Annotated in this window: 14 protein-coding genes; 8 read left to right on the plus strand and 6 right to left on the minus strand. The window is 69.8% G+C overall.

Going from position 1 to position 13,756, the window contains the following annotated elements:
- Window positions 1-75: 75 nt before the first annotated feature.
- From ACZ5SK_RS00420 to thpD, 5 genes are all read left to right on the plus strand, one after another.
- Window positions 76-603, plus strand: a complete 528-nt coding sequence (locus ACZ5SK_RS00420) for a DinB family protein (protein ID WP_361700363.1) — start codon at window positions 76-78, stop codon at window positions 601-603.
- A 280-nt stretch (window positions 604-883) separates the two neighbouring features.
- Window positions 884-1,408: a diaminobutyrate acetyltransferase gene (gene ectA / locus ACZ5SK_RS00425; RefSeq protein WP_361700360.1), complete on the plus strand. Its 525-nt coding sequence runs from the start codon at window positions 884-886 to the stop codon at window positions 1,406-1,408.
- Between the two features lie 106 nt (window positions 1,409-1,514).
- The gene (ectB, locus tag ACZ5SK_RS00430; protein WP_361700357.1) at window positions 1,515-2,786 is read left to right on the plus strand and encodes a diaminobutyrate--2-oxoglutarate transaminase; all 1,272 of its coding nucleotides are present in this window, start codon (window positions 1,515-1,517) and stop codon (window positions 2,784-2,786) included.
- 94 nt (window positions 2,787-2,880) lie between these two features.
- Complete coding sequence (locus ACZ5SK_RS00435; RefSeq protein WP_079663136.1) at window positions 2,881-3,285, plus strand: ectoine synthase; 405 nt, start codon at window positions 2,881-2,883, stop codon at window positions 3,283-3,285.
- Window positions 3,282-4,178 carry an ectoine hydroxylase gene (thpD, locus tag ACZ5SK_RS00440; RefSeq protein WP_361700354.1) on the plus strand — a complete coding sequence of 299 codons (897 nt, stop codon included), beginning with the start codon at window positions 3,282-3,284 and terminating at the stop codon, window positions 4,176-4,178. Before ACZ5SK_RS00435 ends, thpD begins: the two co-directional genes overlap by 4 nt.
- A gap of 68 nt (window positions 4,179-4,246) precedes the next feature.
- On the opposite strand, the gene ACZ5SK_RS00445 is transcribed toward thpD, so the two are convergent.
- The 5 genes from ACZ5SK_RS00445 to ACZ5SK_RS00465 all read right to left on the minus strand — a co-directional run bounded on the left by ACZ5SK_RS00445 (window position 4,247) and on the right by ACZ5SK_RS00465 (window position 9,113).
- Entirely contained in the window at window positions 4,247-5,308 is a 1,062-nt protein-coding gene (locus tag ACZ5SK_RS00445; RefSeq protein ID WP_361700351.1) for an aminotransferase class V-fold PLP-dependent enzyme, read from the minus strand.
- 121 nt (window positions 5,309-5,429) lie between these two features.
- Entirely contained in the window at window positions 5,430-6,149 is a 720-nt protein-coding gene (locus ACZ5SK_RS00450) for a DsbA family oxidoreductase (RefSeq protein ID WP_361700348.1), read from the minus strand.
- Window positions 6,150-6,217: 68 nt separating this feature from the next.
- Window positions 6,218-6,721 (minus strand): GNAT family N-acetyltransferase, encoded by a 504-nt coding sequence (locus tag ACZ5SK_RS00455; protein WP_457493587.1) that lies wholly within the window; start codon window positions 6,719-6,721, stop codon window positions 6,218-6,220.
- A 101-nt stretch (window positions 6,722-6,822) separates the two neighbouring features.
- On the minus strand, window positions 6,823-7,431 hold the full coding sequence (locus ACZ5SK_RS00460; RefSeq protein WP_468155812.1) for a DUF1349 domain-containing protein: 609 nt from the start codon (window positions 7,429-7,431) through the stop codon (window positions 6,823-6,825).
- 152 nt (window positions 7,432-7,583) lie between these two features.
- Window positions 7,584-9,113, minus strand: coding sequence for an aldehyde dehydrogenase (NADP(+)) (locus ACZ5SK_RS00465; protein WP_334583628.1), 1,530 nt, complete (start codon window positions 9,111-9,113; stop codon window positions 7,584-7,586).
- Between the two features lie 160 nt (window positions 9,114-9,273).
- Between ACZ5SK_RS00465 and ACZ5SK_RS00470 the strand changes: the two genes are divergently transcribed.
- The 3 genes from ACZ5SK_RS00470 (at window position 9,274) to ACZ5SK_RS00480 (ending at window position 12,126) form a co-directional block, all read left to right on the plus strand.
- The gene (locus ACZ5SK_RS00470; RefSeq protein ID WP_334583629.1) at window positions 9,274-10,047 is read left to right on the plus strand and encodes an IclR family transcriptional regulator; all 774 of its coding nucleotides are present in this window, start codon (window positions 9,274-9,276) and stop codon (window positions 10,045-10,047) included.
- Between the two features lie 33 nt (window positions 10,048-10,080).
- Window positions 10,081-10,551, plus strand: coding sequence for a GNAT family N-acetyltransferase (locus tag ACZ5SK_RS00475; protein ID WP_334583630.1), 471 nt, complete (start codon window positions 10,081-10,083; stop codon window positions 10,549-10,551).
- Window positions 10,552-10,668: 117 nt separating this feature from the next.
- Window positions 10,669-12,126 carry a peptidoglycan D,D-transpeptidase FtsI family protein gene (locus ACZ5SK_RS00480; protein WP_468575007.1) on the plus strand — a complete coding sequence of 486 codons (1,458 nt, stop codon included), beginning with the start codon at window positions 10,669-10,671 and terminating at the stop codon, window positions 12,124-12,126.
- A gap of 30 nt (window positions 12,127-12,156) precedes the next feature.
- Here ACZ5SK_RS00480 and ACZ5SK_RS00485 read toward each other — a convergent pair whose 3' ends face one another.
- Window positions 12,157-13,608 (minus strand): NCS2 family permease, encoded by a 1,452-nt coding sequence (locus tag ACZ5SK_RS00485; RefSeq protein ID WP_334583632.1) that lies wholly within the window; start codon window positions 13,606-13,608, stop codon window positions 12,157-12,159.
- Window positions 13,609-13,756 lie beyond the last annotated feature (148 nt).

Consider the following 13,756-nt stretch of genomic DNA (forward strand, 5'->3'; position numbering starts at 1 on the left):
CCTCCCCCGCGGGGGAGGCCCGACACCCCGCTCGCCGGCCGGGCGTTGTCAGTGGCCGCCTGACACACTCGCCGCATGACTGCCGACACGCCCCGGACCCTCCCCGACGGCCGCCCCGTCCCGCTCCTGACCGGTGATGAACTCCCCATGCTGGAGAGCTGGCTGGCGTTTCACCGGGCCACGCTCGAGTTGAAGTGCGCGGGACTGGACGACGCGCAGGTGCGGCAGCAGGCCGCCGCGCCGTCCGAGTTGACCTTGCTCGGACTGGTTCAGCATCTCGCCGAGGTCGAACGGAACTGGTTCCAGCGGGCGTTCGCCGGGCTGGACGTGCCGCCGGTCTTCGAGGAGGGGAGCGGGTACGCCCTCGATGCCTCGCGGGGGCTCGACGAGGCGCTGGCGCTCTGGCGGCGGGAGATCGCGCGGGGGCGCGAGCTGATCGCCGGACGGTCGCTGGAGGACACCGGGCGGATCCCCGACGGCCCGATGGCCGGCCTCGAGATCAGCCTGCGCTGGGCGATCATCCACATGATCGAGGAGTACGCCCGGCACAACGGCCACGCGGACATTCTCCGGGAGCGTATCGACGGGGTGACCGGAGCCTGAATCCAACAGCGACGAAGCGGCGATTCGGGAATTCAGCCCGAGTTGTGCGGGAGTTTCATTGCGAGGATAGCTTTCCTGAGTCTTCTGCCCGGATTCCCTGCGGCTAAACGCAGGGAATTTCCGGCCGGTTACGAACGCGTGACACATCGCACAACAGGTGCGATATGTGCGTTTTACGGGGGTGGATAAGGGACGTATCGGTCAACTGTCCATGCAGCATCACGGAATCACCACGGCCCCTCCATGCGTTATTGAATTTCCCTGGGTAAGTTCAATCCGCATGACTGCCGCACAAGCAGACCTACGTATCGACCGTCCGTCGGTGGCGGACGGGGCCGCGCTCTGGCGTATCGCAAAGGAATCCGGAACGCTCGATCTGAACTCCTCCTACAGCTATCTGCTGTGGTGCCGCGACTTCGCCGCCACCTCGGCGGTGGTGCGGGCGGAGGGCGGGGACGGCGGCGAACCGGTCGGGTTCGTCACCGGGTACGTACGGCCGGAGGACCCGGGGACCCTGCTGGTCTGGCAGGTCGCGGTCGACGCCGCGTACCGCGGTCACGGACTCGCCGCCGCGCTGCTCGACGGGCTGACCGCGCGGGTCGCCGCCGAACGGCCGCTCACCACCGTCGAGACCACGATCACGCCCGGCAACACCGCGTCCGAGCGGCTGTTCACCTCGTTCGCCGACCGGCACGGTGCGGCCGTCACCCGCGAGGTGCTGTTCGGCGCCGGGCTGTTCCCCGACGGCCCGCACGACCCCGAAGTGCTGTACCGCATCGGGCCCCTCTCCCTCAGCGCCCTGTGACCGACCCCTCCCCCACCCCCCCCACGGCTTTCCCCCACCTCTTTTCCCCCCCACTTTCCCCCCGCGCCCTCTCTCCTTCTCACCCCACACCAAGGAGTGTTTCGTCGTGACCATCACCCAGCCCGACCTCAGCGTCTTCGAGACCCTCGAGTCCGAGGTACGCAGCTACTGCCGCGGCTGGCCCGCCGTCTTCGACCGTGCGCAGGGCAGCCGCATGTACGACGAGGACGGCCACCGGTACCTGGACTTCTTCGCCGGCGCCGGGTCACTGAACTACGGCCATAACAACCCCGTACTGAAACGGGCGTTGGTCGACTATCTGATGCGGGACGGCGTCACGCACGGGCTCGACATGTCCACCGTCGCCAAGCGGACCTTCCTGCAGACCTTCCAGGATCTGGTGCTGCGCCCGCGCGACCTGCACTACAAGGTGATGTTCCCGGGCCCGACCGGCACCAACGCCGTGGAGTCCGCGCTGAAGCTGGCGCGGAAGGTGAAGGGACGCGAGGCCATCGTCTCGTTCACGAACGCCTTCCACGGGATGTCGCTCGGCTCGCTCGCCGTGACCGGCAACGCCTTCAAGCGGGCCGGGGCCGGGATCCCGCTGGTGCACGGCACGCCCATGCCGTTCGACAACTACTTCGAGGGGACCGTCCCGGACTTCCTCTGGTTCGAGCGGCTTCTCGAGGACCAGGGGTCCGGGCTGAACAAGCCCGCCGCCGTGATCGTCGAGACCGTGCAGGGCGAGGGCGGCATCAACGTCGCGCGTCCGGAGTGGCTGCGGGCGCTGAAGGAGCTGTGCGAACGGCAGGACATGCTGCTGATCGTCGACGACATCCAGATGGGATGCGGGCGCACCGGGGCCTTCTTCTCCTTCGAGGAGGCCGGGGTCACGCCCGACATCGTCACCCTGTCCAAGTCCATCAGCGGATACGGGCTGCCGATGTCGCTGTGCCTGTTCAGGCCCGAGTTGGACATCTGGGAGCCGGGCGAGCACAACGGCACCTTCCGCGGCAACAACCCGGCGTTCGTCACCGCCACGGCGGCCCTGGAGACGTACTGGGCCGACGGGTCCGCGATGGAGAAGCAGACCCGGGCGCGGGGCGAGCAGATCGAGCAGGCACTCATCTCGATCACCGAGGAGAACCTCGCCGACATCAGGGAGTACCGGGGCCGTGGACTCGTGTGGGGCCTGGAGTTCCACGAGAAGGCGCGGGCCGGGCGGGTCGCGCGACGCGCCTTCGAGCTCGGGCTGCTGATCGAGACGTCGGGCCCGGAGAGCGAGGTGGTCAAGCTGCTGCCGGCCCTGACCATCACCCCCGAGGAGCTGGACGAGGGCATGAGCGTCGTCGCCCGCGCCGTCCGGGAAACCGCCTGACGTATACGGAAACCGTCTGGCACCCGCGCGAACCCACCAACCCCGCACACCCACGATCTCCCCGTTTCACCTACCTAGGAGGCATCGCACCACCGTGATCGTCCGTTCGTTCAAGGACATCGAAGGCACCGACCGGCATGTACGGGCGGCGTCCGGCACCTGGGAGAGCAAACGCATCGTCCTCGCCCGGGAACGGGTCGGGTTCTCGCTGCACGAAACGATTCTGTACGCGGGCACCGAGACGTCGATGTGGTACGCGAACCACATCGAGGCCGTCGTCTGCGTCGAGGGCGAGGCCGAGCTGACCGACCACGAGACCGGGCGGACGCACAGCATCACGCCCGGAACCATGTACCTCCTCGACGGACATGAGCGGCACACGCTGCGCGTCAAGGAGGACTTCCGCTGCCTCTGCGTGTTCAACCCGCCCGTGACCGGACGGGAGGACCACGACGAGAACGGCGTCTACCCCCTGCTGACCGAGCCCGAGGAGGTGTGAGCACCGTGACCACGCTCACCGATCTGTATCCCACCCGTGGCACCACCGAGGTGTCCGTGCCCCGCCAGGACCCCGTCGTCTGGGGCTCCCCCGACGCCCCCGGCCCGATCGCGACGGCCGACCTCCAGGCGTACGAGCGCGACGGCTTCCTCTCCGTCGACCAGCTGATCAGCGACGACGAGGCGGCCGTCTGCCGGCGGGAGCTGGAGCGGCTCGTCGCCGACCCGGAGATCCGCGCCGACGAGCGGTCCATCGTCGAGCCGCGGTCCAAGGAGATCCGGTCCGTCTTCGAGGTGCACAGGCTGAGCCCGGTGTTCGCCGCCCTGGTGCGCGACGAGCGGGTCGTCGGGCGGGCGCGGCAGATCCTCGGCTCGGACGTGTACGTCCACCAGTCGCGGATCAACGTCAAGCCGGGCTTCGGGGCCGGGGGCTTCTACTGGCACTCGGACTTCGAGACCTGGCACGCCGAGGACGGTCTGCCGAACATGCGGACGGTGTCCGTCTCGATCGCGCTGACCGAGAACTACGCCACCAACGGCGGGCTCATGATCATGCCGGGCTCGCACCGGACGTTCCTCGGCTGTGCCGGGGCCACGCCCGAGGACAACTACAAGAAGTCGCTGCAGATGCAGGACGCGGGCACGCCGTCCGACGAGGCGCTGACCGCGATGGCGAGCGACTACGGCATCAAGCTGTTCACCGGGAAGGCCGGTTCGGCGACCTGGTTCGACTGCAATGCCATGCACGGGTCCGGCGACAACATCACGCCGTTCCCGCGCAGCAACGTGTTCATCGTGTTCAACAGCGTGGAGAACACGGCCGTGGAGCCGTTCGCGGCTCCGATACGGCGGCCGGAGTTCATCGGAGCAAGGGATTTCACTCCGGTCCGCTGACGACCTCTGCCGACGCCCCGGCGGCTGCCGACCCGGGCAGTCGCGGGTCGGCAGTGCGGGTCGGGGCGTCAGCGCGACAGCGCGTCCAGCAGGCGGTCGACGTCGGCGGGTGTGTTGTACAGGTGGAAGGAGGCGCGCAGGTTGCCGGAGCGGTCGGAGACCTGGATGCCGGCGGCACCCAACTCGGTCTGCCGGTAGCCCAGTTCGGGCACGGAGACGATCGCGGAGCCGGGCGCGGGAAGCGGCTCGTGACCGAGGGCGGCGAGTCCCGTGCGGAAGCGGTCGGCGAGGGCGCGGTCGTGGGCGCCGATCGCCGTCACGCCGAGTTCCTCGACCAGTTCGAGGGAGCGGCGCAGTCCGGCGTAGGTGAACAGGGCGTGCGTCAGGTCGAACCGCCGTGCCGAGTGGGCGGGTTCGGCCACCGGGCCGTAACAGCTGTCCCAGGGTTCCTCGCCCGCGACCCAGCCCGCGAGGATCGGCGACAGCCCGCCGAAGTCCTCCGGGACCACGAGGAAGGCCGCGCCGTGCGGGCCGAGCAGCCACTTGAAGGAGACGGCGGCGGAGAAGTCGTGCGCGTCGGCGTCGGCCGGCAGCCAGCCGGCGGCCTGCGAGAAGTCGACGTAGGTGCGCGCCCCGTGCGCACGGGCGGCCTCGCGCAGGGCCGGCAGGTCGGCGATCCGGCCGTCGGCGGACTGGGCGGCGCTGACCGCGACCAGCGCCGTGCCGGGGCGGACGGATTCAGCGATCCGCTCCAGCGGCACGGCGCGGACCTTGAGGTCGCCGCGGACGTGGAACGGGTTGAGCACGGAGGTGAAGTCGTCCTCGGCGGTAAGCACTTCGGCGCCCGCGGGAAGCGAGGCGGCGATCACGCCGGTGTGCGCGGCGACCGAGGCGCCCAGCGCCACCCGGGTGACCGGGACGCCGGCCAGCCGGGCGTACGCGGCCCGGCAGGCCTCCACGTCCTGGTGCAGCGGAGTGAGCGGCCTGCCCTCGGCCCGCAGCAGCGCCGCCTCGTGCAGGGCGGCGACGGTGCGGGCGGGCAGCAGGCCGTTGCTCGCGGTGTTGAGGTACGTGGTCTTCGGGGTGAACTCGGCGCGGACGAGGCTCTCGAAGGTCTCCATGGTCTGCATGAGTCCACTGTGCGGCCGCGTGAACCATCAGTCCATTGCGGATTTCTACGCGAATCCACAAAGGAACGCTTATGGATGGGCCCCGGCCTGCGGTTTTTCAGCCTGCCTGGTCAGCTCGGCCTCAGCCTTGCTGCGGCACCGCGCACCCGTCCGGACCGCAGGCCTGTGCGCCGCCGTCGTCGATCAGCTTCAGCGGGGAGCGGTCGCCCCAGGCCTGGGTCAGGGCCTGGGTGAAGACCTCGGCGGGCTGGGCGCCGGAGACGCCGTAGGCGCGGTCGAGGACGAAGAAGGGCACGCCGTTCGCGCCGAGCTGGGCGGCCTCACGCTCGTCGGCGCGGACCTCGTCGGCGTAGCGGGCCGGGTCGGCGAGGACCGTGCGGGCGGCGTCGGCGTCGAGACCGGCCTCGACGGCCAGTTCCACGAGCCGCTCCTCGCCCTCGGCGAACAGTGACCGCTCCTCGGCGAAGTTGGCCCGGTAGAGGATCTGGATCAGCTCGTCCTGCCGGCCGTGCTCCTTGGCGAAGTGCAGCAGGCGGTGCATGTCGAAGGTGTTGCCGTGGTCGCGGTCGCGGGTGCGGTAGTCGAGGCCCTCGGCGGCGGCCTGGGCGCCCAGGTTCTCCTCGCCGGCCTGCGCCTGCGCCTCGCTCATGCCGTACTTCTTGGTGAGCATGGCCAGGACGGGCTGGACGTCGCCCTTGGCGCGGCCGGGGTCCAGCTCGAAGGAACGGTGCACCACCTCGACCTGGTCGCGGTGCGGGAAGGCCTCCAGAGCCTTCTCGAAGCGGGCCTTGCCTACGTAGCACCAAGGGCACGCGATGTCGGACCAGATCTCGACCTTCATGTTCTCTCCAGCTCGTACGGGTACGGAGGCTCCCCCCGCCGGGTACGTGAACGTTCAATCAGAGCGGATCATTCCCCGGGCACGCAGTAGCGCAGAAAGAGATGGTGATCGCCCTGCGCGGGCGGGTTCTGCGGGTCCGGGAACCAGCCCTGACGTGCGTAGAAGGCCTGGGCCCGCCGGTTGCCGGCATGCACGTCGAGCACCGCCGTGCGCCGGCCGTCCGCCCGCCACTGCTCCACGCAGGCCGTGTGCAGGGCCGTGCCGATGCCGCCGCGCCAGTGGTCGGGGTCGACATGGAACTGGAACAGCTTGACGGTGTCCGCCCCCGCCCCCTGGGGCGTACGGAACGAGGCGAGGCCGACGATCCGCCCCCGCTCGACGACGCAGAGCACCTGGCCGTCGGGCCGCTCGATGGCGGTGCGCCAGTTCGCGAGCCAGTCGGTGCCGTCCTGCGGGATCCCGTCGGGGTAGTAGGTCGCCCGGGCGCGGGCGTGCAGGGCGGCGACGGTCTCCGCCTCGGCGGGCACGGCGGTGCGGATCACCCGGCCTCCCGTGACGCGTTCTTCGATCATGCAACCGAGGACGTGCCGACCCGTCCCCCGGTTCCGGCCCGGCCGAACCGGGTGCGGTGGGCGGGGTGCGTGTGCGGGTGCGGGTGCGTGTGCGTGTGCGCTCAGCTTCCGTCTCTCAGGTCGTCCGGCCACTCGGTCCTGAACTCGAGGTGGTCGTACGTCACGACGCACCCGTCCCCCATCGGCGACTGCGTCATGAACCCGATGAGGGCCGCGCCGGTCTCCTTCTCCTCGCCGAGCGTGAACAGCCGGACGAAGGTCCAGCGCTTGCCGTCCCGGGAGGCGTGGAAGGCGAAGGCACGACCGGTCCTGCTCACCCGCAGCCAGACCGAACTCCCCTCCACGGTGAAGGAGTTGGCGTCGTCGGAGTGCCCCCGGGTGACCACCGTGCAGACGGTCGCCACATCCGGGGAGTACTCCAGACAGAGCTTGGCCCAGGCCCGTTCACCGACATGGACGTACAACGCCCCCGCGTCGAAGGCCCAGTTGAACCCGACGGTGACGCGGGCGATGAGCTGGAAGTCCCCTTCGGGCGCCCCGAGCAGCCGGGGCGCGTCGGCAGCGGGGTCCAGCGCCTCCCCGGTGGGCGGCACGAAGCGGTCCTGCCGAGCCCCGGCCCACCCGATCAACACCCTGTCCTCATACAACCAGTGCCCGTCGGGGCCGTACGTACGGAGGGGGAAGGGCAGTTCGGGAAGGGAGACGTCCATGGGCCGATTATCCAGGGTGGGTGGAGCTGTCCGGGGGCGCGGGGCCCATCGGTTTACGGCTCCGCCGCGGGGGCGCGACCGGCCACCACGAACGAACCCGCAGTCGACGATCCACCGCACCCCCACGGCGCCCACGGCGCCCCCGCGGAGCGCTACCGCTCCAGGCGGCCGTTGAACCGCCGGGGCAGCCCCAGCTCGTTCTCGTCCCGCAGCTCCACCGGCAGCAGCGCGGCCGGAGCATTCTGATAGGCGACGGGCCGCAGCCACCGCTCGATGGCGGTCCCGCCGACAGACGTGGACGTGGACGTGGTGGCCGGGTACGGCCCCCCGTGATGCTGAGCGGGCGCGACGGCAACGCCGGTAGGCCACCCGTTCACCAGCACGCGTCCGGCGAGCGGCGTCAGCTCGGCGAGCATCTCCGCCCCCCGTCCCTGGCCGGCGGCCTCCGCCTCGGACAGCTGAACCGTCGCCGTCAGGTTCCCCGGCAGCCGCGACAGAACCGCCTTGACCTCGCCCTCGTCGTCGTAGCGGGCCACGACGGTGACCGGTCCGAAGCACTCCTCCAGCAGCAGATCGTGCTCCCCCTCGGCGGCGAGCCGAGCAGCGGGCACGGTCAGGAAGCCCGCGCTGACGGTGTGCTCCCCGCCCGCGCCGGGCGTCACCGGCGACTCCACGTCGGCCAGCTCCGCGCGCTCGGCGACCCCGGCGATGAAGTTGTCCCGCATCCGGTGGTCGAGCAGGACGCCCGCGTCGGTGTCGCTCACCGCGTCCGTCAGCGACTTGACCAGGCCGTCGCCGGCCGCACCGGACGGCACCAGCACCAGCCCGGGCTTGACGCAGAACTGCCCGACGCCCAGCGTCATGGACCCGGCGAGCCCGGCGCCGATGGTCTCGGCGCGCTCGGCGGCGGCCTCCTCCGTCACCACGACGGGGTTGAGCGAGCCCAGCTCACCGTGGAACGGGATCGGCACAGGCCGGGCGGCGGCCGCGTCGAACAGCGCCCGCCCGCCCCGGATGGAGCCCGTGAAGCCCGCGGCGGTGACCAGCGGGTGCTTGATCAGCTCGACGCCGGCCTCGAAGCCGTGCACGAGACCGAGCACGCCCTGAGGGATCTTGTGCTCGGCGGCGGCGTGCCGCAGCACCTTGGCGACCAGTTCGGACAGCGCCGGGTGGTCGGGGTGCGACTTGACGACGACCGGGTTGCCGGCCGCGAGCGCGCTCGCGGTGTCGCCGCCCGCGACGGAGAAGGCGAAGGGGAAGTTGGACGCCGAGTACACGGCGACCACACCGAGCGGCACCTTGTAGCGGCGCAGGTCGGGGATGGGCGGGGTGGCGGTGTCGTCGGGGTGGTTGATGACGACGTCCAGGAAGGCGCCCTCGTCGACGATGTCGGCGAAGGCCCGCAGCTGGTAGCAGGTGCGGGCGAGCTCGCCGTTCAGCCGGACCGGGCCGAGCGCGGTCTCGGCGTCGGCCACCTCGACGAGCGTGTCCTTGGCCGCCTGGAGCCGGTCGGCGGCGGAGCGCAGGAAGGCGGCGCGGACGGTGCGGTCGGCGAGTGAGCCGCGCGCGTCGTGGGCGGCGCGGACGACGGTGTCGACCTCCTGGGCCGTGGCCTCCACCGCAACCTGTTCACGCTGCTTCCCGGTTCGGGGGTCGACACTCCAGACTGGTGCTGCTGCCACCGCGGGTCCCTCCACGCTTGGTACTGACCATGTTCGGTACAGGCTCTGGTACTGGCTCACCCACCAGGGATGTTCGATATGCTGAACGCTGTCTCTGATGGTGAATATGCTGTTGGAGACTATATCTTCAGCTTCTCGTCGAACGAAGGGGTCAAGGGCGATGTCGGCTGGCGAGACGGGGGGCGGGGCGCAGGTCAAGTCCGCGGTGCGGACGGTTGAGCTGCTGGAATACTTCGCCGGCCGCCCAGGAATGCACTCCCTGGCATCGGTCCAGGAGGCCGTCGGATATCCCAAGTCCAGTCTCTACATGTTGCTGCGCACCCTGGTGGAGCTGGGCTGGGTGGAGACCGACGCGACGGGCACACGGTACGGCATCGGCGTGCGGGCGCTGCTCGTCGGCACCTCCTACATCGACGGCGACGAGGTCGTCGCGGCGTCCCGGCCGACCCTGGACCGGCTCTCCGACGACACCACCGAGACCATCCACCTCGCCCGCCTCGACGGCACGAACGTCGTCTACCTCGCGACCCGCCAGTCCCAGCACTACCTGCGCCCCTTCACCCGCGTCGGCCGCCGGCTGCCCGCCCACTCCACCTCCCTCGGCAAGGCGCTGCTCAGCACCTACACCGACGAGCAGGTCCGCAAGATGCTGCCGGAGACGCTCCCGGCGCTGACCGAGCACACCATCACCGACCGCGAGAAGCTCATCGAGGAGCTGCACCAGGTCCGCGAGCAGGGCATCGCGGTGGACCGCGAGGAGAACACGCTGGGCCTGCGCTGCTTCGGCGTGGCGATCCCGTACCGCACGCCGGCCCGGGACGCGATCAGCTGCTCGGTGCCGGTGGCCAGGCTCACGCCCGCGCACGAGCAGCTGGTGAAGGACGCCCTGTTCGACGCGCGCGACCGGCTCACGCTGGCGACCCGTCGCCTCTGAGGGCGGGCCGGGCGCCGACGTAGGCTCTGAAACATGCTGATCACCCTGCGCCAGGTCCACGACAGCGATCTGCCGGTGTTCTACCGGCAGATGAACGACCCCGAGTCCCTCAGAATGGCCGCTTTCACCCCGAAGGATCCGGCCGACCGGGACGCCTTCGACAGCCACTGGAAGACGATCCGCTCCTCGTCCGCCGTGCTGCGCACGGTCCTCGCCGACGGGGACGTCGTCGGCAGCACGGCGGTGTACGGGGAGCCGGGCGAGCGCGAGGTGACGTACTGGGTGGACCGGGCGTACTGGGGCCGGGGCATCGCCACGGCCGCGCTGCTGGGCCTGCTCCGCGAGGTCGGGGAGCGTCCGCTGTTCGCGCGGGCGGCGGCCGACAACGCCGGCTCCCTGCGGGTGCTGGAAAAGTGCGGCTTCCGGCCGACCGCGTGGGCCACCGGCTACGCGCACGCGCGGGGCGAGGAGATCGAGGAGGTCGTGCTGCGGCTGGAGTCCTGAACCGGCCCCGGACGACCGGGCCCGCGAGCACGGGCCCTGGGACCCCACATGAACGGACGATGAGAATCCAGGCGGACGGGAACGATCGATCTCTTCCCGTTCGTCTTTCTCATCGCCATGAACAAGACGATCAGGCGCGCCTCGGTCTTCGCGCTGCTGCTGGTGTTGGCCCTGCTGGTCCGGGCCACCTGGGTGCAGTTCTACGAGGGCCAGGCACTCGCGGACGACAAGGACAACCGGCGCAACGCGATCGAGACGTACGCGGAGCCGCTCGGGAACATCGTCGTGGCCGGAAAGGCGATCACCGGCTCGGCCGTCACGTCGGGCGGCGATCTCAGATACAAGCGCACGTACAGAGACGGCGAGCTGTACGCGGCGGTGACGGGCTACGCCTCGCAGAGCTACGCCCCGACGCAGCTCGAAGGCATCTACACGAGCCTGCTCAACGGCACGGACACCCGCCTGAAGACGGCGCTGGACACGGTCACGAACAAGCGGGCCGACCCGGGCAACGTGATCACCACGATCGCCCCGGACGTGCAGAAGGCGGCGTACGACGCGCTCGGCGACAAGAAGGGCGCCGCCGTCGCGATCGACCCGAAGACCGGCCAGATCCTCGCGGTCGTGTCGACCCCGTCGTACGACCCGTCGTCGCTGACCGACGCCAACACCGCCGGGACCGCCTGGAAGCAGCTGAACGCGGACCCCGACAAGCCGCTCACCAACCGGGCGCTGCGCCAGCCGCTCGCGCCGGGCTCCACCTTCAAGCTGGTCGTGGCGGCGGCCGCGCTGGAGGACGGGCTGTACTCGTCGGTGGACGAGAAGACCGACAGCGCGGACCCGTACAGGTTGCCGGGCACGCGGAGGGACCTGAGCAACGAGAACCCCTCCGCGCCCTGCGAGAACGCCACGATCCGGATCGCCCTGCAGTACTCCTGCAACAACGTGTTCGCGCACATGGCCGTGCAGCTGGGGCAGGACAAGCTGAGGGCGATGGCCGAGAAGTTCGGCTTCAACGACGACAGCCAGGACGTGCCGGTGCGGGCGTACCCGAGCGTGTATCCGTCCGGCATGGACGAGTCGTCCACGGCGCTGACCGGCATCGGCCAGTTCGACGTGACCGCGACCCCGTTGCAGATGGCCATGGTGTCGGCCGCCATCGCCAACGGCGGCAAGCTGGTCTCGCCGCACATGGTCTCGCAGATCACCAACGGCGGCGGCGACGTCCTGGAGGACTACGACGACAAGGCGTCCACGAAGGAGATCGTCAGCTCCGACACCGCCGAGCAGTTGCAGTCGGCGATGCAGACGGTCGTCGAGAAGGGCACGGGCACGAACGCGCTCATCGACGGCGTCACCGTCGGCGGCAAGACGGGCACCGCACAGAACGGCGAGAACAACAGCAAGGCGCCGTACGCCTGGTTCACGTCGTACGGCAAGTCCGACTCGTCGGGCAAGGAGGTCGCCGTGGCGGTCGTGGTCGAGCAGTCGGACGCGGCGCGTTCCGAGGTCAGCGGCAACGGACTGGCCGCCCCCGTCGCGAAGGCGATGATGGAGGCGGCACTGAAGAACTAGGGCGAAACCCGCCCTAGACCGTCAAAGAGGTCACTTCACGCCCAGGATCTGCTCGATCGGGTCGATCGCGAAGTACACCACGAACAGCGCCGACGCCCCCCACAGCAGCCAGTGCACGTCCTTCGCCTTGCCGAGGACCGTCTTGATGACGACGTACGCCAGGAAGCCCGCGCCGATGCCGTTGGTGATCGAGTACGTGAACGGCATCACGGCGATGGTGAGGAACGCCGGGATGGCGATCTCGTACTTGTCCCAGTCGATGCTCTTGACCTGCGTCATCATCAGGAAGCCGACGGCGACCAGGGCCGGCGCCGCCGCCTGGAGGGGGACGATGGTGAGGACCGGCGTCAGGAACAGGGCGAGGGCGAAGAGGCCGCCGGTGACCAGGTTGGAGAAGCCGGTGCGCGACCCCTCGCCGACGCCGGCCGCCGACTCGATGTAGGAGGTCGCGGAGGACGACGAGGCCGCGCCGCCCGCGACCGCCGCCGCGCCGTCGATGAGCAGCACGCGGCCCAGGTTGGGCACCTCGCCCTTCTCGTTCAGCAGTCCGGCCTCCGCGCTGATGCCGACGACCGTGCCCATGGTGTCGAAGAAGTCGGACAGGATGAGCGTGAAGACCAGCAGGACGACCGTGATGGCGCTGGTCTCGCCGAACGCGCCGAACAGGCTGAAGTGACCGATCAGCCCGAAGTCGGGGGTGCCGACCAGCTTGTCGGGCCACGAGGGCGTGGTCAGGCCCCAGGACTTGATGTCGGCGATCGAGTTGATGACGATCGCGAGCACCGTCATGGTCACGATGCTGATCAGGATCGCGCCCTTGACCTTGCGGGCGAGCAGCCCGATCGTCAGCAGCACGCCGAGGCAGAAGACGAGGATCGGCCAGCCGCTGAGCGTGCCGGTGCCGCCGAGCTGCACGGGGACGGTGGTGTTCGCGGAGTCGGGGATCCGGCTGACGAAACCGGCGTCGACGAAGCCGATGAAGGCGATGAACAGACCGATGCCGACGCTGATCGCCTGCTTGAGCGGCTGCGGGATGGCGTGCATGACGGCCTCGCGCAGACCGGTCATCACCAGGACGCAGATCAGCAGGCCTTCCAGGACGATGAGGCCCATCGCATCGTCCCAGCTCATCAGCGGGGCGATCTGGAAGGCGACGACCGCGTTCAGGCCGAGGCCCGCGGCGAGCGCCAGGGGCAGGTTGCCGCCGACGCCCATCACGATCGTCATGACGGCCGCCACCAGGGCGGTCGCGGTGGTCAGTTGGACGGTGTCGAGCTGGTGCCCGAACTTGTCCTTGGCGCTGCCCAGAATGATCGGATTCAGGACAAGGATGTAGGCCATGGTGAAGAACGTGGCGAAGCCGCCGCGTATCTCCCGGCCGAAGGTGGATCCCCGTTCGGAGATCTTGAAGAACCGGTCGACGCTGCTCGCCGCGGCCGGCGGGGCAGCTGGCCGGTCGGCCGCCTTCTTCGTCTCGGACATGACTGGTACTCCTAGGTGCCTGAATGATCTGGGTGCGGATGCTGGCTGGATTGTTCCGTCGTTGAACCCTCTTCGGGTTTTCGCCGTGTTACGGAATCGAGTTCCGCTCTTGTTCGGCCTGCCACATGATGTTCGAACCCCCGTACCA

Source organism: Streptomyces sp. NPDC031474 (assembly GCF_055581185.1).